Source organism: Sporichthya sp. (assembly GCF_013815995.1).
In the GTDB taxonomy this organism is placed as follows: domain Bacteria; phylum Actinomycetota; class Actinomycetes; order Sporichthyales; family Sporichthyaceae; genus Sporichthya.
Genome location: NZ_JACDFE010000011.1, coordinates 1 through 23103, shown reverse-complemented (window position 1 = coordinate 23103; position 23103 = coordinate 1). Strand labels below are relative to the sequence as shown.

General features: G+C 67.6%; 25 protein-coding genes and 1 pseudogene. 13 read left to right on the top strand and 13 right to left on the bottom strand.

What is annotated here, in order from left to right:
• Positions 1 to 165: 165 nt before the first annotated feature.
• From H0X00_RS02675 to H0X00_RS02635, 9 genes are all read right to left on the bottom strand, one after another.
• Complete coding sequence (locus H0X00_RS02675; RefSeq protein ID WP_293767157.1) at positions 166 to 855, bottom strand: ABC transporter ATP-binding protein; 690 nt, start codon at positions 853 to 855, stop codon at positions 166 to 168.
• Position 856: 1 nt separating this feature from the next.
• Positions 857 to 1660 (bottom strand): ABC transporter ATP-binding protein, encoded by an 804-nt coding sequence (locus H0X00_RS02670; protein ID WP_293767156.1) that lies wholly within the window; start codon positions 1658 to 1660, stop codon positions 857 to 859.
• Positions 1657 to 3147, bottom strand: a complete 1491-nt coding sequence (locus H0X00_RS02665) for an ABC transporter substrate-binding protein (RefSeq protein ID WP_293767155.1) — start codon at positions 3145 to 3147, stop codon at positions 1657 to 1659. Before H0X00_RS02665 ends, H0X00_RS02670 begins: the two co-directional genes overlap by 4 nt.
• 80 nt (positions 3148 to 3227) lie before the next feature.
• The gene (locus H0X00_RS02660; RefSeq protein ID WP_293767154.1) at positions 3228 to 5135 is read right to left on the bottom strand and encodes an ABC transporter permease; all 1908 of its coding nucleotides are present in this window, start codon (positions 5133 to 5135) and stop codon (positions 3228 to 3230) included.
• Positions 5132 to 5536: a hypothetical protein gene (locus H0X00_RS02655; protein WP_293767153.1), complete on the bottom strand. Its 405-nt coding sequence runs from the start codon at positions 5534 to 5536 to the stop codon at positions 5132 to 5134. The genes H0X00_RS02660 and H0X00_RS02655 overlap by 4 nt, the downstream gene beginning before the upstream one ends.
• 143 nt (positions 5537 to 5679) lie before the next feature.
• Positions 5680 to 5988 (bottom strand): hypothetical protein, encoded by a 309-nt coding sequence (locus H0X00_RS02650; RefSeq protein WP_293767152.1) that lies wholly within the window; start codon positions 5986 to 5988, stop codon positions 5680 to 5682.
• Complete coding sequence (locus tag H0X00_RS02645) at positions 5985 to 7382, bottom strand: hypothetical protein (protein WP_293767151.1); 1398 nt, start codon at positions 7380 to 7382, stop codon at positions 5985 to 5987. Before H0X00_RS02645 ends, H0X00_RS02650 begins: the two co-directional genes overlap by 4 nt.
• Positions 7383 to 7408: 26 nt before the next feature.
• Entirely contained in the window at positions 7409 to 8092 is a 684-nt protein-coding gene (locus tag H0X00_RS02640; protein WP_293767179.1) for a TetR/AcrR family transcriptional regulator, read from the bottom strand.
• Positions 8093 to 8174: 82 nt separating this feature from the next.
• Entirely contained in the window at positions 8175 to 9410 is a 1236-nt protein-coding gene (locus H0X00_RS02635) for a cytochrome P450 (RefSeq protein WP_293767150.1), read from the bottom strand.
• 150 nt (positions 9411 to 9560) lie between these two features.
• Between H0X00_RS02635 and H0X00_RS02630 the strand changes: the two genes are divergently transcribed.
• The 11 genes and pseudogenes from H0X00_RS02630 to H0X00_RS02585 all read left to right on the top strand — a co-directional run bounded on the left by H0X00_RS02630 (position 9561) and on the right by H0X00_RS02585 (position 17344).
• Positions 9561 to 9815 (top strand): hypothetical protein, encoded by a 255-nt coding sequence (locus tag H0X00_RS02630; protein WP_293767149.1) that lies wholly within the window; start codon positions 9561 to 9563, stop codon positions 9813 to 9815.
• Positions 9815 to 10132 carry a hypothetical protein gene (locus H0X00_RS02625; protein WP_293767148.1) on the top strand — a complete coding sequence of 106 codons (318 nt, stop codon included), beginning with the start codon at positions 9815 to 9817 and terminating at the stop codon, positions 10130 to 10132. Before H0X00_RS02630 ends, H0X00_RS02625 begins: the two co-directional genes overlap by 1 nt.
• A 10-nt stretch (positions 10133 to 10142) precedes the next feature.
• Positions 10143 to 10907 carry a hypothetical protein gene (locus tag H0X00_RS02620; RefSeq protein WP_293767147.1) on the top strand — a complete coding sequence of 255 codons (765 nt, stop codon included), beginning with the start codon at positions 10143 to 10145 and terminating at the stop codon, positions 10905 to 10907.
• A 187-nt stretch (positions 10908 to 11094) separates the two neighbouring features.
• Positions 11095 to 11811 (top strand): TetR/AcrR family transcriptional regulator, encoded by a 717-nt coding sequence (locus H0X00_RS02615; protein ID WP_367186401.1) that lies wholly within the window; start codon positions 11095 to 11097, stop codon positions 11809 to 11811.
• 271 nt (positions 11812 to 12082) lie between these two features.
• Positions 12083 to 13741, top strand: a complete 1659-nt coding sequence (locus tag H0X00_RS02610) for a PEP-utilizing enzyme (protein ID WP_293767146.1) — start codon at positions 12083 to 12085, stop codon at positions 13739 to 13741.
• A 39-nt stretch (positions 13742 to 13780) separates the two neighbouring features.
• The gene (locus tag H0X00_RS02605) at positions 13781 to 14677 is read left to right on the top strand and encodes a hypothetical protein (protein WP_293767144.1); all 897 of its coding nucleotides are present in this window, start codon (positions 13781 to 13783) and stop codon (positions 14675 to 14677) included.
• A complete protein-coding gene (locus tag H0X00_RS02600; RefSeq protein WP_293767143.1) occupies positions 14677 to 15582 on the top strand; it encodes a hypothetical protein in 906 nt (301 codons plus the stop codon). The genes H0X00_RS02605 and H0X00_RS02600 overlap by 1 nt, the downstream gene beginning before the upstream one ends.
• A pseudogene (locus H0X00_RS23600) lies at positions 15579 to 15791 on the top strand (hypothetical protein); the annotation flags it as partial. The gene H0X00_RS02600 and the pseudogene H0X00_RS23600, both read left to right, overlap by 4 nt.
• 133 nt (positions 15792 to 15924) lie before the next feature.
• Entirely contained in the window at positions 15925 to 16425 is a 501-nt protein-coding gene (locus H0X00_RS02595; RefSeq protein WP_293767142.1) for a hypothetical protein, read from the top strand.
• Positions 16407 to 16658: a hypothetical protein gene (locus H0X00_RS02590; RefSeq protein WP_293767141.1), complete on the top strand. Its 252-nt coding sequence runs from the start codon at positions 16407 to 16409 to the stop codon at positions 16656 to 16658. The genes H0X00_RS02595 and H0X00_RS02590 overlap by 19 nt, the downstream gene beginning before the upstream one ends.
• A gap of 29 nt (positions 16659 to 16687) precedes the next feature.
• On the top strand, positions 16688 to 17344 hold the full coding sequence (locus H0X00_RS02585; RefSeq protein WP_293767140.1) for a TetR/AcrR family transcriptional regulator: 657 nt from the start codon (positions 16688 to 16690) through the stop codon (positions 17342 to 17344).
• Between the two features lie 17 nt (positions 17345 to 17361).
• Here H0X00_RS02585 and H0X00_RS02580 read toward each other — a convergent pair whose 3' ends face one another.
• Together H0X00_RS02580 and H0X00_RS02575 are read right to left on the bottom strand one after the other, a co-directional pair.
• Positions 17362 to 19098: a PEP-utilizing enzyme gene (locus H0X00_RS02580; RefSeq protein WP_293767139.1), complete on the bottom strand. Its 1737-nt coding sequence runs from the start codon at positions 19096 to 19098 to the stop codon at positions 17362 to 17364.
• Positions 19091 to 19645, bottom strand: a complete 555-nt coding sequence (locus tag H0X00_RS02575) for a MarR family transcriptional regulator (RefSeq protein ID WP_293767138.1) — start codon at positions 19643 to 19645, stop codon at positions 19091 to 19093. The genes H0X00_RS02580 and H0X00_RS02575 overlap by 8 nt, the downstream gene beginning before the upstream one ends.
• A gap of 370 nt (positions 19646 to 20015) precedes the next feature.
• Here H0X00_RS02575 and H0X00_RS02570 point away from each other — a divergent pair, with 370 nt between their 5' ends.
• Positions 20016 to 20216, top strand: coding sequence for a hypothetical protein (locus tag H0X00_RS02570; protein WP_293767137.1), 201 nt, complete (start codon positions 20016 to 20018; stop codon positions 20214 to 20216).
• Positions 20217 to 20307: 91 nt separating this feature from the next.
• Here the strand turns inward: H0X00_RS02570 and H0X00_RS02565 are convergent, their stop codons facing one another.
• Positions 20308 to 21273 (bottom strand): hypothetical protein, encoded by a 966-nt coding sequence (locus H0X00_RS02565; protein ID WP_293767136.1) that lies wholly within the window; start codon positions 21271 to 21273, stop codon positions 20308 to 20310.
• Positions 21274 to 21369: 96 nt separating this feature from the next.
• Positions 21370 to 21537 carry a hypothetical protein gene (locus H0X00_RS02560; RefSeq protein ID WP_293767135.1) on the bottom strand — a complete coding sequence of 56 codons (168 nt, stop codon included), beginning with the start codon at positions 21535 to 21537 and terminating at the stop codon, positions 21370 to 21372.
• A gap of 517 nt (positions 21538 to 22054) precedes the next feature.
• Here H0X00_RS02560 and mobF point away from each other — a divergent pair.
• Positions 22055 to 23014, top strand: coding sequence for a MobF family relaxase (mobF, locus tag H0X00_RS02555; protein WP_293767134.1), 960 nt, complete (start codon positions 22055 to 22057; stop codon positions 23012 to 23014).
• Positions 23015 to 23103: the final 89 nt, after the last annotated feature.

The window sequence follows — 23103 nt, the reverse complement described above, 5'->3', positions numbered from 1 at the left end:
ATGACGTTGCGCTGGCCACCAGCTGGTGAGCTGGTCCCATACGTGGAAGTAGTCGACGACTCCGGATTGCTCGAGGTGCGCAGCGAAGGGCAGCGCGAGCTTCGGGTCGAGGTGGCGGTCGGCGATGTAAGGGATCGCGGTTTCCACTGGCTGGCTCACGATGATCTAGCCTCCGACGTAGCTGGCGAAAACATCCTCGTCCGCGAGCTCGCCCGGTTCGCCGGCGAAGGAAACTTCGCCGCGGTTGAGCATGTAGACGTAGTCGGCGACGTCGAGCGCTCGCGTGACGTACTGCTCGACGAGCAGCAGGCTCGCGCCCGAGGACCGGAGCAGCGCGAGGAACTCAAAAATCTCGTCGACGATCTTAGGCGCCAGGCCCATGCTGACCTCGTCGAGCAGGACGACGGTCGGGTGTTGGACGTAGGTCCGGGCCAGCGCGAGCATCTGCTGCTCGCCACCGCTCATCGTTCCAGCCAGCTGGGCCATGCGTTCGCCGAGCCGCGGGAATGCCTTCACTGCCCGGTCGAGACTGGCGGCCTCCTCACCCTTCGCGGACTGCAGGACGAGGTTCTCCCGCACCGTGAGCGAGGGAAAGATGCCGCGCCCTTCCGGCACGTGGCAGATTCCCCTGGCGACGAGCTCGTTCGGCGCGCGGCGGGTCACGTCCTCGCCCCCGAGGGTCATCACGCCGGCGCTGGGCGGCAGCAGCCCGGAGGCGACGCGCAACAGGGTGGTCTTTCCCGCGCCGTTTGCGCCGAGCAGAGCGACCACGCTGTGCGGTGGGACGACGAGGTCCACCGAGCGCAGCACCGTAGTCCCGCCGTATCCGGCGGTGATGCCCGCGAGCTTCAACATCTCAGACCCCTACTTCCGCGGGCAGGCCGACCTCGACGGCCTCACTGCCCAGGTAAGCAGCGCGGACGATGTCGCTGGCGTTGACCTCGGCCGGGGTGCCCTGGAAGATCGGCTGCCCGAAATCGAGCACGTGAAGGTAGTCGCACACACTCATCACCAAGCTCATGTCGTGCTCGACAATGAGGATCCCGACGCCCTGCGCCTCCACCAGCGACCGCAAGATCTGGCCGAAGGCCACTGTCTCCTGTTTGTCCAGACCCGAGCTCGGTTCGTCGAGCAACATGATGGAGAAGCCACCGGCCACGCACCGCGCCAGTTCCACGAGGCGACGCTGTCCCGTCGAGAGGTCGGCGGGACGACGCGAGGCGAGCGCGGAGATCCCGCACAGGCGCAGGGCGTCCTCGACCGCCTCCGCGATCGTTTGGGCATCGGAGCGTGCGCCCCGCAGATGCCGCCACGGCCGGCTGCCCGCGATCCCCGCCTCGCGGCCCAGCGCCACGTTCTCGCGCACGGACAGGGAGTCGAACAACTCCATCCGCTGGAACGTGCGGCCCAGGCCGCGCTGAGCCCGCCGTTGCGGAGGCAGCGCGGTGACGTCGTGGCCGAAGAGGTGAACCTCCCCCGACGTGGGTCGGAGCAGACCCGAACACGCGTTGAACGTCGTGGTCTTGCCCGCGCCGTTCGGCCCGATCAGGCCGGTGATTCTCCCTCGCGGGGCAGCCAAGGAGATCCGATTGACCGCGAGGTGGCCACCGTACTTCACCACGATGTCCTGGATGACCAACCCGGAGTCGGAACCGGTCATCGCGCCTCACCCGATTCAACTGCTCCTGACGATGGCTCAGGTAGGCAGCTGGATTTGCCCCCCAGGGTGGAGGTGAACCCTTCCGGCGTCAGCCGGAGGGCGTAGTAGCACTGGGTGATCTTGGCGGTCGCACCCTTGGCGAACGTGGTGGCTGAGGTCAGGCCGCCGAAGGTCTCATTCTTGAGCGTCCACAGACCCTGCAGAATTAAAGCGGTCGTGACCGTGCCGGCGCGGGCCTGGGCCGACACCTTACCCAAGGCTGTCTCGAGCATCTTTCCGCTCACCCAGCCGCGCATCGATGAGTCGTCGATCAACGCGCCCGGCGCGAACGTGTGGTACGCCTTGTTGAAGTCTCGGCCGGCGGTCGAGGCGGTGTCGACGAACGGGAGCACAGACGAACCGAGAAAAACGCCGAACTGCTGCAGGTTCGGGTCCTGCGCGGTCTCTGCGTTGACCGCGATGCTCGGCACCGCAACCGGAACGATGAAGCCGAGCTGCTTGCAGTTGCGGATGGCGCGCTGGACGGCTGATCCGTCGAGAGCGAAGAAGGCGACGTTCACCCCGGCGGACTTCATCGCCTGGCACTCGGCGGTGAAGTCGGTCTGGGTGAGCGAGGCCGCCTTGTTCACGACGAGCTCCACTTCGGCCTGACCAGCGAGCTTCTTGGCCTGCTGCCCGATAGAGGAACAGATCGTCGCCTCGACGCAGTAGAGAATGCCGAGCTTCTTCGCCCCGGTTGCCTGCGACGCCGCCTTGATGGCCCCGGCGAAGGAGGCCAGCGAGATCCCGCCCTGGGGGAAGAGGTACTGGCTGTTCCACCAGGCCAGATCGGAGGCATCGCCACCGATGAACGGCACCTTGTACTGCTCGGCCAGGCGCTGGACCACGGAGATCGTGATGACCGGGCCCGACCCGACGAAGGCCACGACCTTTTCAGTGAGGATGAGTTGCTTGACGTTCGCGTCGGTGCGAGCCGGGTCCGAACCGTCATCACGCTGAACGATCCGGACCGGGTGACACTCGATGCCGCCGCGGGCATTGACGTCCTTCACCCACACCGACATGCCCGAACGCAGGTTCCCGATCGACGCTCCGACGACGCCGGAGAATGCACCCACCTGCCCGATGACGATGGGCTCGAGCGCCCGGGTGCACGGCTGGTTCGCCGTGGACACAGCCCCAGCGCCCGCCCCGTCCTTGGCCGGCTTGCCCTTCGACGGCTGGGCCGCGGCCGGATTCGTCGCGCTGCCGGGCGCGGTGACCGGCGCGTTGCCTGCCGGGACACCCGGCGTCAGGCTCGAGGCTTCCGCTCCGGTGTCCGCCGCTCCGACATCCGTGCTGCCGATAGCCGCTGTCCCGGTGTCGGTCCCGCCGACGTCTGTCGAGGTTCCCGAGGTCCGGCCCTCGGCGGCCAGAATCCGCTCCTGGTCCACCCGGGTGCCGCCACAGCCGGCCATCATCGCGACGGCCGCCACGACGGCGGTCACGGCCAGACCAGTTCTCCGGCGGGGCTTCGATCGGGGCTGGAACATCTCTTCCTCCGTGTCGATGGGGGTCAGGCGCCGTGTCATGGCTGGGTCCGGACTAGGTGGGCCGAGCGCAGGCGGTCGACCCGAACCGCTGCGGGTCCGTGCAGGCGATCCTTCGCGGCGACCCCACGGGCGGCGAAGTACGAGCCCAGACGTCCCGTCGACGCCGCGGCCGCGTAGATGGCGGCCAGGCCGAACCCGATCTGCAGGAGCTTGTAGTGGTCGGGGTTGTCGATGTAGTTCGGCACGACGTAGAGCAGCACCGGAGCCACCAGGACCGCGGGTACCAGTCGCGAGCCGGAGATCGCGAGGACGGCAAGAACGACCAGCGACTGGGCGTAGTTGAAGCTGTCCGGCGAGGCCCCACCGAACACCGACGCGTACATCGCTCCGCTTACGCCGGCGAGAGCGCCGGAGATACAGAAGACCAGGACACGGCAGATGTTGACGTCCAGCCCGAGGGTCGACAAGGCGACCGGGGAGTCGGACAGGCCGCGGAGCAGGCGCCCGAGGCGCGAACGTTCGACGACAGTGACGACGAACAGCGCGAGAACAGCGACGCCGAGCAACAGGTAGAAGTAGCGGCTATCTGATTGCAGGCCCCACATCTGGGGACGATCCACCGGCCGATTCTGCGAGGCGAACATCCAGGACTTGCCGTAGGCGAACGCCGCGAGCGCGATGCCGAAACCGAAGGTCGCCAGCGCGAGATACAGGGAGGAGAGCCGGATCGCGGGAACGGCGATCACCAGCGCCGGAGGCACGCACACCGCCCCGGCGATCAGGACCGCGAGAGGGAACGGCACTCCTCGTCCCAACATGTGGGCGACGGTCGCCGCGCCGAGAGCCGAGAAGCCGATATGGCACAGCGAGATCTGCCCCGAGGTACGAACGAGCAAGTGCAGGGAGGCGAACAGCGTCACCTGGGCCAGCGCCAGGTTCCACGCGAAGAGGTGGGCCTCGTCCAGTTGCGGAATGAGCAAGGCGACACCGATCAGCGGCACGTACCACCAGCTGTAGGCCTTGCCGGCTCTCGAGGAGAAGCCGCGCGCCCTGACCTGCCGACCCACCTCGACGAGGCGCGAGCGCGGGATGACGAGCAGGCCGATGAACAGGATCAGAACCGGTGTCGCGGCATCGAGACCCTGGAGCGAAGGCTGCGAGCCGATCTCCTTGCTGATCAGCTTCTGCAGAACACCGACGATGACGCCGCCGACGAGGCACATGGGCAGGCTCTGGAATCGGGCGATGGTGGCCGCACCGAAAGCCTGCACGACCAACAGGGCGAGCACGTTGACGTCGACCTGGGCTTGGTTCGAGGCCAGCAGGACACCCGACGCCGCAGCGAAGCTGCTCCCGATCACCCACGCCGTGCGCCGCACCCGCACCGGGGAGTAACCCGTGATGTCGATCAGTTGCGGGTCGTCGACCACCGCGCGCATCGCGATGCCGAGCCGGGCGACGCGGAAGAACACAGCCAGGCCGGCCGCCGCGAGGACGCAGCCAACAACCGTGATGAGGTTGTCGTAGGTGACGTCCACACCGGGCAGGCCGAAGGCCTTGTCTTGGGACAGGAACGGCTCGAAGTTCTTGGCGATGTCGCCGTAGATCAGAGTGATCCCAGCCTGGATGGCCACGAACAGGCCAACGGTGCCGACGATCTTGTACGTCACCGACACGTCGGCCAGCAGCATGGCCATTCGCTCGAGCAGTAGCCCGGCCACGGCCCCATAAACGAAGACGACGAGAGCCGCGGCGATCGGCCAGGGGACGTCGTGCACCTGACGAAGCGTGTAGAACGTGAATGCAGCGCTCGCGCACACGGTCCCGTGCGCGATGTTGAAGACGCCGGACGTCTTGTAGGTCAGCACCAGACCCATGGCCGACAGGCCGTAGATCGCTCCGGTGGTGACACCGAAGACGAGAAAGGGCAGCCACTCGCTCACGACTCGCACACCCCACACGTCGCCAAGTCAGCGGAACTGGCGTCGGCCGGGGACATGGCACGCACCGATTTCCCCCGGACCAGCGGGCACTCGGGACGATGGAAGCGCATCATTCCTGGCGCTGTCACGAGCGTGGCCGCAGCGACCTCAGCTTGCTCGGCGGTGGGGCCTTGAGCCAGCACCGCACTCAGCCCGAGCGCGGACCGCGTGTCGAAGACCACTTGTCGCTGACCGCGGCGGACAGCGCGAAAACCCGCCACGAGCCACAGCACGATCCCGACGTCGCACACGGCGTAAGCGAGGACCGCACCGGAAAGCCACGGGGTCTGGTTGTCCAGCGTCGCCTTGCCGCTGACGCCGTACCAGCAGAAGCCCAGGGCAGCCAGGCCGACCACGACCACGACTACGGAAACGATCGCATCGCGGGACCTCCACGGCTCCTCCTCCGTGAAGTATCGGCGAGGCGCTCGTGCAGACACGGCACCGCCCGCGGGCGCCCTCCGGGCCGTCCTCGGAACCTCGGCCGTGAGGGCAGCGTGACTGCTCACGACCCGCCACCGGCCAGGGAGCGCCCGGCCAGCAGTTCGGCCTGCTGCTCCCGAACCTCGTCCAGTTGGGTTCCGAGGACCCGGAGCTCACGCCACTCGTCGCGCAGGTCCGCCGAGACCCACATGGCGGCACCAATGCCGAGGAAGAAGATTCCCGTCAGTCCACCCGAGACGATGAACGGGATCTGCTCGGCAACGTGCTCAGTCCCACTCGTACCGATCCAGCCATTCAGGAGGCAGAGCAGCCCGATCACCACGCCGGCAACGGCGCCCACCCGGTCCCACTGCGCCCGCAGATAGATCATGAACCCCATCGGAATCGGACTCCCATCAGTCGCAGCGCCGTCGTGGCCACAAAAGCGAGCAGCCCGCCGACGACAAGAACGAAGTAGATGCTCGAAAGGTCGGCCCCCACCGTCGACGCTCTGCCGTTGACCGTGAGTGCCTGCTGCACCACCGGCACGTCCGCCACGGGAACAGATCCAACTTGGTCGGGTGCCACTGGCGAGGGGAACAACGCGGCGATCTGGTCGACGCCGGGCACGTTTCCGCTGGAAGGAAGGGTGGGCGCCGAGCCGCCATCGGTCGCCGATGCGGTGCCGTTGGTGCTGTTCGCAGACCCGGCGGTGCGCGCGTCCACCAACGCGAGCGCCTGGCCGATGCTGAAGGTCACCGGCGTCTCGCCCTGGACGTACTGATTCGGGGGCGGCGACGGGAAGGTGAACCCCATGGAGAGCACGGGAGCCGCGATCCCGGTCGGGAGGATCTCCGCGGACTGGTAGCCCAGGGTGATGCCCAGGGCTTTGAAGGCATCGATGACCGGCCCGGCCGGGACCGCATACCGCTGCGTGTCACCCGCGAACGGCAGCGCGATCGTGAACGTCCCGTTCACGAATCCGATCTCGGGCGCCACAATGGTCTGGCCGCCGTACGGCACCGGGAACGGTTCCACCGGAATCGGTGGAGTGTTCGGCACGCCGGGGATCGGGATCGGGATCGGGACTTCGCCGGTGGAGTTCTCAGGCAGGGTCAAAGCCAGGCCCGGCGCAAAGATCCGAGCGATGGACAGGGTCGCGGTGCGGGTCAGCTTCCCGGCGGCATCTGCGCTCGTCACGGCTCTGGAGCGGACTCCGGACAGCGTGATCTGGTTGCCCAGCTTGAGGGCATTGAACTCGGAGTCCGACGATGAGACCACACCGCCGTCGGCCGTCTCGTCCACCCGGGCAGCTGCCGCAGCGCCGGTCGCTGCACTCCCGATCGACGACCGCGCGATCGTCGATGAGGCGGTGCTCTCGGCATGCATCGACACACCCGGGAAGTCGATGTCGACCGGTGCTTCGCCGTAGCTCGTCGACGCGATCAGGGGATAGGACGGGATGGGGAGCTTGTAGATCCCGCCCAGCGTTCCCGGCAGCCCCGGAATGGTGTCCCCGAAGTACGGCACGGACGCGTTGGCGTCGGCCCGTTGCAAGCTGCTCTGCCGTGCGTCGGCCTCGGGGCCGATACCTTCAAACACCAGACCGAGCGGAACAGACTGGTTGGAGAGGGTGTATCCCGCACCGACGGCCTTGGCGACGGCCTCGTAGTAGGCGATTCCGTCGGCCCGTGCTTCCCCGCCCGGGACCAGCGTCGCCGCCCCGAGGCAACTGACGAACGTGGCAGCACCTAATCCGCGTCTCCACGCAAACGATCGGTTCATCTCGCGGTCCTTCAACTAGGGGGCAGTCAGGCAGTCGGGCGGCCGGCGTTACGAGACGGCGGCAGTGGCAGATGGCGACCAGTGACGCGTTTGGCCGACGGAATGGCGGGCCGGCCACTGTCCACGTGCACGAGCTGTTCAGGCCGATGCGCCAAACCGTGCACCATGAGCATCGTCAGCTCGCTGATCAGCCGCTGACGGGAGGGATGCGGTCGCTGGTCACCGAACATCCAGTCCTCGAACATGGTGGCCGACATCAGCGCGCCGATGATGAGCCGGATCACCACCGGCAGGTCGATCGGGCCGAAGTTACGTGCTGATACCTCAGCGTCGGCGACGCTCTCGATCTGCGCGATCAGCGGAGCGAACGGTGACAGCGCGTCCTCCGCGTCATCCAGCTCATAGGCCCGTGCGCTCACTAGAGCCATCGCCACCTGCCGATGCTCGGCGAACAGGTCGAAGACGCCGGCGACAAACTCCGAGCACAACGACTCGAAGGACCGCGCCATGACGGGCGCGGCCTCCCAACCGCGGACGTACTCGGTGACGAAGTCCGCGAACGGTTCCGCCACCGCCTGCATGAACAGGTCCTGCTTGGAACCGAAGTGCCGGAAGATCAGCGACTCGTGCACGCCGGAGGCCACCGCGATGTCCCGGGTAGTGGTGCCCGCGTAACCACGGGCGGCGAAGAGTTCCGCCGCCGTCGTCATCAGGCTGGCCCGGACGTCCTCCGTCGAGCGCCGCGCCGGGCGACCGCTCATGAGTGCCTCCGAGCCGTGATCTGTCCGGACATCAGGCTTTGGTGAAGGTCAGGGGCAGCTCGTCCACGCCGCGCAGCATCAGGGACGGCTTGTAGGTCGGCTCGTGGCCCTCGGCTACCCGAATGTCGGCCAGGCGGGTCAGCAGCAGCTCGAAGGCGATGCGCATTTCCTCGCGTGCGAGGCTGGAACCCAGGCACAGGTGCATGCCCCAGGAGAAGGCGAGGTGACCCTTGAGGTTCTTGCGCTCGAGGTCAATGTCAGCCGGGCAGGCGAACGCCTTGGCGTCGCGGTTGGCCGCGCCGAACATGACGATCACCTTCGAGCCCTTCGGGATCGGCACCCCGCCGAGCTCGGTGTCGGAGAGCACGAGTCGGGGCAAGCCCTGCACCGGCGACTCCAGTCGCAGCACCTCGTCGGCGAACGGCGCGCACAAGGCCGGTTCCGCGCGCAGCTTGGCCAGGAGCTCGGGCCGCTCAAGCAACATGCCCATCCCCATGACGATCGCGTTGGCCGTGGTCTCGTTGCCGGCCACGATGATCTGAACGATCACGTCGTAGAGCTCGCTGCGGGTCAGCGGGTTCTCACCGGCCGACTCGGCCTGGACCAGGTCGGAGAGCAGGTCATCGCGCGGCTCGATCTTGCGGGCATCGATCTGCTCGGCGAAGTAGTTCTGGAACTCGATGTACTGGTGCGCCAGCTCGATGTACTCGTCCTCGGGGACCAGCTGGCCCACCGGCTTGATGATGGCGCGCGACCAGCGGTCGAACCGATCGAGATCGTCGCGACCGACCCCGAGCGCATCCGCGATGACCATCAGCGGTAGCGGGACGGCGAACTCGGTGAGCAGCTCCACCTCACCGCGGTCGACGATCCCGTCGAGCAGCTCAGTGCCGATCGCCCGAATACTCTCCGACAGTTGCTTGACCCGCTTCGGGCCGAACGCCTGGCCGACCAGGCGGCGCTGGCGGCCGTGGGCAGGGTTGTCCGCCCACAGCAAGGCTTTGGTTCCGGAGTCGCCCTTGGCCAGGATCTCCGCGGCCGATTCCGGGATCTCGTTCAGCGACAGACCGACGGCGGCGAACCCGGTCGAGTAGGCCGAGGAGTAGACCTCCGGGTTGAGCACGACCTCTTTCACCAGGTCGTACCGGGTCACGAGGAACCCCAGTTCCGGAACCTCGACGACCGGCGAGTTCTCCCGCAGCGTGTCGTAGAACGGATAGGGGCATTGCACGAGTTGCGGGTCGAGCAATCCTGGGTTGGCGGTCATCTCGACTCCTTGCCGTCCGACGAATCCAACGAGCGAGTACTCGCTCCATAGAGCCCTACTAAATGGGCCATTGTCAAGGCTTGACAGTGAGGTTTGCCACAGATACTTTCCGCAACGAGCGAGCACACGCTCGCACCGCGGAGGTGGGCGATGGCTACGACGCCGAAGGCTTACGAGATAGCGCCGGACCAGAAGGTGTTCGGCTACCTGTTCGTCGCGATGTTCATCGGATGGGTGCTGACGATGATGGCGATCAACTACAGCCAGGCGATCGACCGCGGATACGGCACCGGCTTCGGGGACGGCTACCTGCAGCCCAGCTACAACACCCCCGGCGGTCCCTACTTCCCGGATGACTGGACCGGGCCACGCACCCCGCCAGCCGAATCCGGAGGGCAGCGCTGATGGCCGATCTCGTGCGGCTCGTCGGGACCTGGGTCGTCATGGCCGGCGTGCTCGCGTTCTGGAAGGTCATGATTTACCGGGGTGGGTCCTTGAGCGAGCCCACCGAGGTTCCGTTCGACGAGCTGGAGAAGCGCTATCCCAACGGCGGAGTCGGTGTGGCCGGCCCCGGCATGCTGGCCGAGATCCGCTCTTTGCCGATGCTGCACAAGGTGATCGTGCGCATCATGGTGGCCAACATCTTCGTGGCCATGGTCCTGGCGTCCTTCACCGTGCCCTACATCCTGACCCGATGGGGCTACGGCTACGTGCTGAAGTGAGGCAAGTGCAATGACCACGCACATCGAGCGGACCGAAGCGATCGACGCTTCGGAGCCCAGCCCGGGCGGCTACTACGATCGCTTCGGGCCCTTGCAGAAACAAGCCGACAAGTGGCTCACCGTCGGGATCATCCTCACCGGCACCTTCTTCGTCGGGCCGATCGGCATCCTGTGCCTGGCCCGCTCGGCGATGATCATGCGTAAGGCTCAGCGCCTGGGCCAGCAGATCCGGCCCTGGTCGATCACCATCATCGGCACGATCGTGCTGATCGACGCGAGCATCAACTTCCTCGGTTGGGGCGTCGACCTCTCCCCAATCCACGACACCCAGCTCGGCCTGACCTTCGACTCCGGTTGGGGCGCGATGTTCGACGGTGCCTATTACGTCGACTTCAACGGGCACACGTCCATCGGCGGTTCGAGCGCGATCACCGAGAAGGCGTTCCAGCTCATCCCGGTGCTGATCGTCATGCCGATGCGCATCGTGGCCGCCGTCGCGTTCCTGCAGATGCGCCGGGTCGGCTACGACTACCTGATCATCACCTCCTGGATGTACGTGGCGATGTGGGTCGGCTACACCGCTTCGATCGCCCTGGAGTTCGACCACCGCCTAGGCAACACGCTCTACGGAGTCACCGGCTGGTGGGCCTACAACCTGCCGTTCATCCTGCTCTGGCTGGTTCTGCCGTACCTCATGACCATCGAGAAGCGACAGTTCGTCAGCAACGGCAAACCGACGGTTCTGCCGCCGCCCCAGGAAGGCCCTTCGCGATGACTGCCCCGAAGGCCGTGAGCCCCGGCGCAGCCCCGAGGAACGGCCCCGGACCCGGACCTTTGCGCTGACTATCTCGGCAGGCGCGCCAGCGCGATGCTGCCGAGCCACTCCCCGCCGCCGTGACCCGCCTTTCGCGCCCTCTGCTCGGGGGCGAGCCTAGGATGGCTCAGGACGGCAAGGAGTGGGCATGAGGGGTCACGCGGGGCGGCGGTCGAGCGAGGACGTCCGAAGTACGTTGATGTCGACTGCCGAGCGCCTGTTCGCAGCGAGAGGCTACTCGGGGACGAGCACGCGGGAGATCGCCAACGAATCCGGTGTGCACGAGTCCTTGATCTTCCGGCACTTCGGATCCAAGCAGGAGTTGTTCAAGCGCGCGGTCGCGGAGCCGTTCGCCGGGTTCGTTACGGAGTACGTGGAAGCTTGGCAAGAGTCGCCGGTGGCGACTCGTTCCTTCGAGGCGTTGTGCTCGGAGTTCGTGGCCGGCGTGTTCGATCTGCTCAGTGAGCATCGCCAGCTGGCAATGGCGTTGGCCAACGCCCGGGCCTACGAACTCGGCGACGCCGGGGACGCACCTTCTCCGTTCGGCCCTTTGCTGGCCCAGATCGAGTCAGTCGCGCACGCGGAGGTGACTGCGCGCAACTTCGGACCGATTGACATGCCGGTGCTGATCAGACTGATCGTCGGCACCGTCTTGTCGGTGACGATGTTCGACGACTGGCTGTTCGCCGACCAGGGCCGGCATCCCTCCCGTCAGCGGATCATCAACGAGCTGACCTCCCTGATGGTGCACGGCATCGCCCACCGGCCACATCAGCTGGTGCACGAAGACGTTCCTACGCAGCCCGCACCGGCCAAGCGGAGTGCCGGGTCGAAGCGCCCGACGCGGTCGTCGCACGCCAGCTGACGATCACCCCGTCGAAGCAAGTAACCGCCGGGGTGGGCGCGTTGCAAGTGGCGCTGCGTCACCGCGTCCGCTGCGCGCCTGGGGGCTCCCAGCTTCCGCTACCGCATCGGGTCATGACGGTTGAAAGCATCGCTTGCAAACTCCCGTGAGCGTCGATAGTTTGTGACTTGACCAACGCTGTCAGCTAGCCGCCCTGGTCCTGGCGCCTCTCACTGCGCTGCCTCCCTGATCGGCTAGGGCTACGCGTACATCTCCAAGTGAGGCGAGTCCGATGACGACCCCCGTGGAACGCCCCGACCTGCCCGCGCCACTCGATGTGCTGCACCAGCCTTTCGGCGAGGACGTCGCCTGGACCCGCTCGAACGTTGGCGAAGCGATGCCCGGGGTTCTCACCCCGTTGGGCTGGACCGTGTTCGGTTACGGCGGCGAGCTGGCCTTGCGCGGCGGACCCTACTTCGCCGGAATTTTCTCCCGGCGGGAAAGCTTGGTCCCGCCTCGATTGGAGGACCGCTTCCTCACCACCTTCTACGGACGGGTAGCTGCTCGCGCCGACTCGTTCGCCTTGATCGGCGACCGGATGCCGGGCACCAGCGGTACCGCCGTGGTCGACCAGATCCTCGGGTTCGTGCCGCCGGGAATGGTCAACCAGCCCGACTACCGGCGGGCCCCGATCATCGCCGCCCGGTTCCCGTATGCGTTCGCCAGCACCGGGCGGCGGGTGCGGCGCTGTCAGCTCGAGGCCGAGGCGCTGTGGCAGGAGCAAATCCCGCGGGCCCCACACCTGGACCACCTCGGCGCCGTGCAGATGTTCGCCAGCGCGCGGACGCTGTTCAACCGCAACATCGTGATCGCCTCGGCGGCCGTGGTGTGCGCGATCACCCCGATGTACGAGCAGCTCCGCCGGCTGGTGGAGCGCTCCGGCGTCGGCGACGTCAACGCCTTCATGGGCGGGTACGGCTCACACGCCGAGACCGCGGTGGTGGCCGACCTGTGGGCCGCGTCCCGAGGTCGACTGGACCTAGATGAGGTGGTTCGGCGGCACGGTTACCACGGGCCGTGCGAGGGCGAGATCTCCCGACACATGTGGCGCGAGGACCGGACCCCGTTGGAACGGATGATCAAGGCCTACGCCGCCCGCCCCGACAGCGCTGCGCCGGAAGCGATCGAGACTGACCGCCGCCGCGAGCGGGAGGCCCTGGAGAAGCAACTACTCGCCGCATTCGGCCCGGTGACCCGCCCGGTGGCCGCACTCACCCTGCGCACGGCCGCAGCGATAATCCCCCTTCGGGGCGTGCAGAAGGCTGCGTTTCTACAGTCCCTGGACCTCGCCCGGGCCGCGGCCCGCCGGATCGGCGAACATCTCGCGGAGCAAGGCGCGATCGACGAGCGTGAGGACGTCTTCTTCCTCACTGCCGACGAGATCGTGCAGGCGTCGCTGCGCAACGCCCGCGACCTCGTCGAGCAACGCCGGGCCAAGTACCAGGAATACTTGACCTACGACGTGCCCGAGTCCTGGACCGGACTGCCCACGCCGACCCTTCGCGACGACAACCGGGACGAGCGGCCCGACACGGTGACCGGGATCGGGGTCAGCCCGGGCACGACGGAGGGCGTCGTCCGGGTGGTCACCGATCCCACCTTCGCTGAGGTCGAGGAGGACGAGATCCTGGTCGCGCCCACCACCGATCCCGGGTGGGCCTCGATCATGTTCATCTCCAAGGCGCTGGTGGTGGACATCGGCGGAACCATGAGTCACGCCGCCGTCATCGCCCGCGAGCTGGGCATCCCCTGCGTGGTGAACACCAAGACCGGCACCCGCGACCTGCGCACTGGCGACTACGTCCGCATCGATGGAAGCGCTGGCACCGTCCAGGTGATCCGTCGCGCCGATGAGGCCGGCGAGAGCACCACCGAATCAGCCACCGCCTGAGCAGCACTGCCCGTCTGACCGACCGACCGAGGGAAGCCCATGACCGCGACAGCCGACCGCCCTGTGATCGACTTCGGGCCGCTCGCCGAACCACTGCACCCGGACATCGCCGGCCCCGGTGACCCGGACTACCGGGACAACGCCTACTTCGGCATTTGGTCTCACACCGAGGACATCTTTGGTGAGGTACACGTATCCACCTCACCGAATGCGTTTCGCTGGGCCCGGATCGAACTGAATGTGAAGGGCCGCACTGTAGAGATCAACGAGGACTGTCCGAAGGACTCCTACACGAGCGAGCACATCGACTTCGACACCAACGGCCGGCTCACCGTCCGCCACCCCGACCTCGAGGTCGACATCACCTACGCGCCGCGGTTCCAACCGATGGACTACTCGCCCAAAAAGGTGATGGGCGGGCTGATCAGCGACAAGCCGCTGCGCCACTACGAGCAGGGCACCAGCGTGACCGGGACCATCACCATGTACGGGGAGAAGGTTGACTTCGACGGCCTCGGCTTCCGCGACCGCACGTGGGGCTTTCGCGACGACTCGCGTCAGTGGCAGGAGTACATGACCGTGTGGGGCACCTTCGACGGGTTCGATCTGACCGCGATGAAGTTCATGGACACCAAGGGAACGACGATCGCCGACGGCTTCCTCAACCAGGCCGACGGCACCCAGCGCCGGGTGACCGAGATGAACTACACGTACACCCCGGCCGGGACCATGAAGCACCTGCGGCTGATCCTGGACGGCACCGAGGAACGTATCGTCGAGCGGACCCGGTCGATGGGTGGCTTCTGGTTGCCGATGGGCCCGCAGAAGCCGGAGGGCTCGAGCTGCTTCCACGCCTACGACGACTTTGCGGAGTTGGACGCCTGGGGCAACCCGGGACGTGGAATCGTCGCCTACGGCATCCAGCGGGTGCTGTGATGCTGGCGTCGCTGATCGCTCGGGACCCCGGCTTCACCCAGCCGGTGAAGGACATCTCGGAGCCGGCGTACACGATCTTCACGGTGCTGTCCGCGCTGGTTCTTGTCGGCTGCATGGGCTACGCCGCACGACAGTGGTTGACTGCCCGGGACGGGGTGCCCGCGCTGTTCCTGGCGGGCGGCGGGATCTGTTCGCTGTTCGAACCGTTGCTCGACGTCAACGGCGGGGTCTGGTACCCCGCCACGGGCGGGGTCGCCTACCTGTCCCTGCTCGACGTGCGGCTGCCGGTGTTCGTGCTGACCAGCTACATCTGGATCATCGGCGGCCAGGCCTACTTGTTCTGGCGGGCCCTGGACCAGCGCTGGCCGGCGAATCGGATGTGGCCGCTGATCGGGTTCGTCGTGGTCACCGACGTCGTCACCGAGTTCATCGGCGTCGGACTCGGCGCCTACGGCTACTACGGAAACCAGCCGTTCGAGGTGCTCGGGTTCCCGCTGTGGTACCCGTTCGTGAACATGGTCGGACCGCTGCTCGGCGCTTTGGTCTTCCTGGTGCTGCGGGACTGGCTCCGTGGTCCGCGCGCCGTACTCGGGGTGCTCTGCGTGACCATCGGGATGACCGCTGGGTACAGCGTCGTCGGTTGGCCACTGTGGACCGGACTGCAGGAGAACGCGCCGCTCTGGGTGATGTACCTGCTCTGCGCGCCCACCCTGCTGCTGGCTTACCTCGCGGTGCGGCTGGCGCTGACGGTGGCCGGGACCCCCGGCCTCAATCCCAGCACTGAGCTGGAGTCAGATTCAGACTTAGCGTCCGTTGTTCAGGAACCCCGAGCGGCGGACGAGGCCGCCGGCACGCGCCGGCCCCTGTCCACAGCCCGGGCCTTGCGAACTCGGGAGGGAACATGACCCGCGTCATTCAGTGGGCAACCGGCGCGGTCGGTCGCTGGAGCCTGCAGCAGATCGTCGATCGCCCCGACCTGGAACTGGTCGGCGTGTGGGTGTCCAATCCCGCCAAGGAGGGCAAGGACGCCGGCGAACTGTGCGGGCGGCCACCCACCGGCGTGTACGCCACGCGGTCTCGCGAACAGATCATGGCGATGGAAGCCGACGTGGTCATCCACTGCTCAGGAGCGACGACAGGGGACGCGGAGATCCCGTTCGACGACGATGTGGTGAACCTGCTCGCGTCGGGCAAGAACGTGATCTTGCGCCTCCTACTTCTCGCCGACGATCGAGGGCCCCGAGCTGATGGCCCGCCTCGAGGCGGCGTGCGCGCAAGGGGGGAGCACCCTGTTCGGAGCGGGCATCGACCCCGGATTCGTGGCCGATCGGGTGCCGGCGCTGCTCAGTGGCATGGCGGCCGAGATCGACCAGATCCGCATCACCGAGACCTACGACCCGTCCCGTCACCCGGTCGCCGAGTTCATGCTGACCCTGGGGTTCGGCAAGGAGGTCGGCGAGCTCAACCCGAACTCGGCCGATCTGCGCTACTGGGCGGAGCGTTTCTTCCCGGCCCCCGTGGACAAGCTCGCCCGGCGGCTCGGTGTGAGCCTGGACAAGATCGAGCTGGGTGGCGACATCGAGTTCGCGTTCGCCACCAAGGATCTCGAAATCGGTGCCGGCAAGCTCCGGAAGGGAACGATCAGCGGGCTCAAGACGAGTACGTCGGGTACCGGGACGGCCGGCCCTTCATCAGACTGCGGTGGATCCACTACGTCGAACGCGCTGGCGTGCCCGAGCACTGGCTGAAGGCGCCGGAACCGGGGCCCGGTGAGGCGATGCCGTACCAGGTGAACATCGACATCGACGGTCGGCCGTCGCTGCACACCGAGCTCCTGTTCACCGACGCCGAGGACACGGTGTGGCTTCCGACGGCGGCCGTCTGCATCCGGGCCATCCACGAGGTATGCGCCGCGCCCCAGGGATTCTTCGAAGAGCCGGTGTTCGGCGCGTGGAACCCCGCCGGCGGCGCTCAACGATGACTGGCCGGGGCGAGCCGTACCCTGGCAGCGTGGACCGGCCGGAGAAGCGCACCCGGCGGCCCCGCCGCCCGGCCGAGGAGGTCCGGCCACTCCTGCTGGCCGCCGCCCGCGACCTGTTCCTAACCCGGGGATACCACTCCACCACTACCCGCGACATCGCCGCCCGCGCCGGAGTCGCCGAAACGATGCTGTTCCGCTACTGCGGCTCCAAGACCCGGCTGTTCGAAGATGTTGTTCTCGAACCATTTCAAGAGTTCATGGCCCAGTACATGAGTACCTGGGAACAACGCATCACCGAAACTCACAGCACCGAAGACGTCATCCGCAGTTTCGTCACGGGCTTCTACATGCTTCTACGTCAGCATCGCGAACTCGTCCTCGTACTGGCCGCCGCCCGGGTCCACCCGGACGACCCGCTTCACCACGCCGCCATGGATGTCGCGGACAAGCTGGCCAAGACCCTCGGGCAGATGGAGGGCATCACCACCGCCGAGCGAACCACCCAACGTCTTGGCGGCATCGATGCGCCCATCACCGCGGCCACCGGCATCGGCATGGTCATGGCACTCGCGCTACTTGATGACTGGTTGATGGCGCCGGGGAATCCGAAACCCGCCGCCAGCCGGATTACCAACGAGATCACCACGATGATCCTGCACGGCATCAGCCACCGACCGTCAGCCTGATCGGCAACCCCGGCGCGTCAGTGGACGGTGACCAGGCCAGCCGTTCCGTCCACGGTGAGCATCGCGCCGTCCGGGATCCGCAAGCTGGCGTGAGTGACCCCGAGGACGCACGGGATCCCTAGCTCGCGGCTGACGATGGCGGCGTGCGAGAGCGTCGCACCGATGTCGACCACAACCGCCTCGGCCGAGGTGAACAGCGGGGTCCAGCCCGGGTCGGTCATCGGGGCGACGAGGATCTCGCCCGGCTCCAGGTCGTGGGCGTCGGCCGGGTCGCGAATCACCCGGGCGCGTCCGCTGGCCACGCCGGGGCAGGCGGCGAGCCCGGTGAGGATCTCCCCGCTCGTGGCCCGCGGCATCGACGGCTCGGTGCGCAGCTCCCAGGACGCCACCGGCGGCACCTCGCCCGCCTTGACCAGATACGGCGGCTCGCGCTCGGCCAGCGCGGCGTGCCAGGCCCACCGCTCGGTGATCGTCGGCACCGACGCGGCCGGGTCGGCGACGAACGCGTCCAGCTCGTCCTCGCGCAGCATGGTGATGTCCTCCGGCCGAGCAAACAGTCCGGCGGCGACGTGGCGCAGAGCCAGGGCGCGCATCGGCAGCCGGGCCTCGTGCAGCACCCGGATCAGGCTGGTCTTGGACAGCTCACGCGCCGGCAGGTAGATGCCGACCAGCCGCAGCGCCAGGTCCAACGCACCGAGCGCCTCGGGCGAGTCCGCCAACTGGTCCCGTAGCTTCGCGGTCAGATCCTCCCGATCTGCACGAAGCCGCTGCGAGCGCAAAGCCGGGTCACGGTCCTCCGGTTGCAGTCGCATCCGCTCGACCAGCCCGAGCGGGATCTGCGGGTGGGTCTCCCAGGTCTGCGGCATCGCCTCCCACTCATTCGTGGACCGGGAGCCGTACTCGCTGATGAACGCGTCCCAGCCGACACGGAACTGTTCCGCCCCCGGGCCGTCGGTGTCGGCGAGGCGGCCGAGCAGCCCGAAGACGCCGGCCTCGAAGGCCGCGGTCAGCACCGGCGAAGCGACCACCAGACGGGAGAGCTGCCACAGCGCTCCCGTCGGTGCGGCGGAGGCGATGTTTCCCAGCCCGCCCATCAGGCGCGCGGTCAGTGTCGGGTCCCCGAGCGGGGCGAGCGTCTGCTCGAGCATCCCGGTCACCAGCGAGGACTCGTAGACCATGAGCAGGTGCTTGTAGAGGAACGGCAAGTACTCGTTCATCCGCACCCGCTGCAGCGCGACCAACTCGGCGTCGGACATCGAGGAGTAGTCAGGCCGCTCCGCGCGCAGCTTCGCGGCCTGCCCGGCCAACTCGAGGAAGTCGTCCCGGTGCTCGGTCGCGAACACCCGCCCGACCGAGGCCAGGATCCGCTCGGTGTACTCCGGCTTGTCGTCGTCCGGGTGCGGCTCGTAGGGCGGCACGTCGGAGCGCTCGCCGAGGTAGGTGCGGTCCATCAACTCCGGGGAGGCACCGGGCATGCGGGCGCCGAATACCCGCAGGTTCGACAGGTTCAGATAGACGTAGCCGTGCAGCATCCCCTGGATGTCGATGACCTCGCGGAACTCGTCGGCGTCGAACGCTCCGAAGTCGACCAGCACCTGCTTCCAGACCCGCTCCGCCGGCGCGCCACCGATCTGCGACCAGAACAACGGAGTGGCTACGCTCGGCGACACTTCGCCGACGTTGGCCCGGGTGTACACCGGGAACCGGGTGGACAGTGGGGTGTCCACGACCCACGGCAGGGCGATGTCAACCACGAGTTCCACCTTTCAGACCGGCCCGCGCGACCGCACGGACCGGGCTTGGAGTTGTCGAGCGGGCCAGGGAGACGAGGTGAGCGCGGTCCTCGCCGGACACCCCGGGGAGTCCGTAGTCGAGCTTGTCCAGCACTGCGGAGGCCCGCTGGAGCAGGTCCCGGCCGGCCTGGGTGATGGTGACCAACGTCGCGCGGCGGTCGGACGGGTGCGGAGACCGGGAGAGCAGGCGGCGTGCCTCGAGCCGGTCGGTCGCGAGGGTGGCGGTCGTGGGGTGGATCATCAGGCTGTTCGCTAGCCGCGCGATCGGGCGTGTGCCGTTCTCCGAGAGTTCGAGGGTCACCAGCAGCAGGTAGTCGTTGAGCTTAATGTCGTGCGTCTTGAACTCCTGCTCGATCGCCAGCGTCATCATCCGATGCACCCGCAACACGGAGGTCATGGCGACGAAGCCCTCCTCGTGGATACCCAGGTGCTCACCTCGCCAGTGGTTCCGAGCCCGAGTCAGCGGCTCGTCCCGTTGGGCGATGGCGCCGAAGTAGTGGGACGTCATTTCAGTCCTGTCCGATGCCGGTGACGAGCCGCCCGCATGCGGTTCGGAACAATCCCCGCCGGTGGCCTCGGCTTCGTGGCCCAGGGCCCTCGATGGTCGCGCACTCGACCTTTCTAACACAGGCCTCTACTCTTGGACAGAGTTGTGAGTGCTTACACGCTAAGTATCCTGATCCGAGAACCAAGAACAGCCATGATGCCGTACAGCGAAGCCCAGCGCGGCCAGTAGCTTAGCGAGCGTTCGATCGCTAGCGGACCCACGGAAGCCCCGTCGGCACGTACTCGCAATCCCGGTTCGTGGGCGGCGCGTCCCTCCGTGAGCCGATTCCCAGAGTGGTGACCTGCCGCACCGTCGCCGACAGCGCGCTAGGTTGAGCACCGCCCGGCTGCAGGCCTTCGCGGCGGAGGTAACCCCGGAGCAGCTGTCCCTCTACCGCGTCCCGCTGGCCACCATCACGCACCTGACGGCACTGGACTTCGCCGTTCTCTCCGACCGTGCGACTCACGTGAACAAGCTGCGCGCCGACGACGAGCCGCGGCTCATCCGCACCCTGAGCAACCTAAGCCCGTAACTGCACCGGATTGCCTCGGCGGCGACCCACCATAGAGTCTCGAGCCGTCATTGGCTGCGCGGAGTCGAGCCTAGTCACTGCTTCGCAGGGGTCAGGTGCACGCCGGCGCGGTTGGCTTTGTGCAGGCGTAGCGCGCGTAGCCGGTGATGACGAAGACCTGGGGGCTTCCCTCGTGGATGATCCAGGCGGCGTTGCCGGTCGCGCCGTGGAAGCTGCGGTCCCCGTGCCCGCTGCAGGGGGATTCGTCGAGGCAGTCCTCGGCGATCTCCCACCAGGCGTAGGCGGCGTTGCGTGCGAACGGCTCGGTCGGGTTCTCGGCCGGCGGCAAGAAAGAGCCGGTCAGCCGTCCGCCCGGTCCTTGCCGGACGGTGCCCACGATGCCGCTGTTGGTGCTGAACCCCAGCGGGAACGGCGCGCCCTCCGTGGTCAGGGCCTCGGGCTCGCCCGAGGACCAGCCCATGCCGAGCTTGTCGGTCCGCACGGCGTCGCGATGAGCCAGACCTGCGCCGGCCTGCAGCAACCGGTAGTCCTCATCCATGCTCGTCCCGCTGGCAACGCAGCCCAGAACCTGCGACGCGTTCGCAGCATCGACGTACCGGGTGTGGCCGAAGCTGGCGAACATGCTCGTCAGGTCCAGCGTCCCAACCTCCGTGTCCAGCTCCATGCGGGTGGGCTGCGTCCGCGTGACGCCCTTGCGTTTCGGGCCGGTGCACCGGCAGTTCAGGGGAGCCTTCTTGCCGTGCCAAGCGGGGTTCAGGTTGGCCGACCCGGCCAGGAGCACCCGGCCCGGTCCGATCGCGTTGCCGTGCACGTCGACCGGCACGACCGTCATGGTGATGTCCGAGAGGCGGGGCTTGTTCGAGCCCGCTTTCAGGGTGACGGTGGCGGTGTACGTGAGCACCCCCTGCCCCGAGGGCCCGCCGCTGCCCTGGACGAAGTCTCCGTACCGGGCGGCGAGCCCGCCGCCCAGTCCGCCGGCGATGTCGAGCGGACTCGTGTCAAAAGCTCCGACCGCCCATGCCGCGCCGCCGCTGGCACTCAGCACAAGTGCGGCCACGCACGCCCGTGTCGCCGCGATGCGCCCACGTCGTCCCTTATCGATCCCATTGCGTTCCCCCCGGTAGCGATGTCGCGGTCGTGGCTGGGTCGCGATTCAGTGGCCAGGCCCCGGCGGCTGCGACTGGTCACTCTCGGTCGGACTGATTGGCGTGCTCTCGTAGTCCTGGGGCTCGGTGGTCGTTGAGGTGTCCTCGGACGGTCCGAAGACGACATCCTCGACGGCCGTGACGACCTCATTGGGCGGCGGCCCGGTGATCGCCACGATCTGGCCGTAGAGGCCGACCGCTTCCGGACCCGGACCCGGCCTCGGCGTGCCGCCCGCAGGGAACCTCTACCAGGAAACAGATCCTCGCGCTCTGATGGGCAGCAATCCGGCAACACCCGAGGAACCCCGCGTCATACTCGCTCTCACGGGCTCGAACCACAGCACCAGAGTGCAGTCGACGTCTGCGGACGACACAGTTCACAGTGTGCTCCGCCGGCACCCTGAAAGCACCTGACGGACCATCACGGCCGACCCCGGGCGCCGCCGGACACTGGCGGGCGTGGACGGACTCGCCCTAAGCTGACGGTACGTCAGCACCACCGGCGAACCAACCGCCACCACCCACCGCGCCGAGCGGACCCACACATTCACAACCCCCGCGCACAGGGCAGCGAAGCTCCCGAGCACTTACTCGTCTGGCACCTGGGGTGGCCGGCGTCGATCTGGGCCCCATTCGCGCACACAGGTAGGGCATGGGAGTCCTTCCACGACCCGGCCGCCGGTGCGCGCGGTGATGTCGCTTGCCCGTCTCTCGGCGGGATCGGGATACCGGTATCTGTTGCGGCACACCGCGTGCGGCGACGCATGCCGCGAGGCGGGAACGCCGCTGACGGCGTATTACGCCGCTTCTGGCTACCCCGCCGGCCGTTGGGTCGGCGCGGGTCTGGCCGGAGTGGACGCCGGCCACGGGCTGGCCGCCGGAACGCTGGTCACCGAGGAAGCGATGGGCGCCCTGTACGGCGCCGGTCGCGATCCGGTCAGCGGGAAGGCGCTCGGCCTGGGGTACCCGGCCTACAGATCAGCGGATGAGCGGATTGCCGAGGCGCTTGCCCAGCTGCCGGACTCGCTTGCCGACGGTGAGCGGGAGGCGCAGGGGGCAGAGATCGAGAAGGTAGAGCGGGCCCGCCCGGTGCGCGCGGCGGTCGCCGGATTCGATCTGACCTTCACCGTGCCGAAGTCCGCGAGCGTGCTCTGGGCGCTCGGCGACGAGACAGTCCAGCTGGCGATCGTCGATGCCCACCGCGAAGCAGTCACCGCCGTCCTGGCTCTGGTGGAGGAGCGCTTCCTGCACACCCGGGTCGGCGCGCAGGGCTGCGCCCAGGTCGCGGCCCGGGGGATGCTCGCGGCGGAGTTTGAGCATTGGGATACCCGCACGGGCGACCCGAACTTGCACACCCACGTCGTTATCGCCAACAAGGTTCAAGGCCCCGATGGCAAGTGGCGCTCCCTGGATTCCCGCGCGCTGCACCACGCCGTGGTCGCGTGCTCCGAGATCTACGACGACCTGCTCGCCGACGCGATCACCGCCCGCCTGCCGGTGTCGTGGAGTTGGCGCTCCCGCGGGGAGCGGCGCAGCCCCGCCTTCGAGATCGACGGTCTGGAGGACCGGTTGCTGGGTGCGTTCTCCGCCCGGTCCCAGCAGATCCAGGTGGCGGTTGCCGAGATGCTTGCGTGCGCCGTGAGGCGCTGTTGATTCGAGTGGAGGTGAGAGACCTTCGCCGCCGCCTCGTCGCAGCGGGGTGGTGAAGCTGAGGGCAGCCTGACCCGGGTGATTGCCGGGGA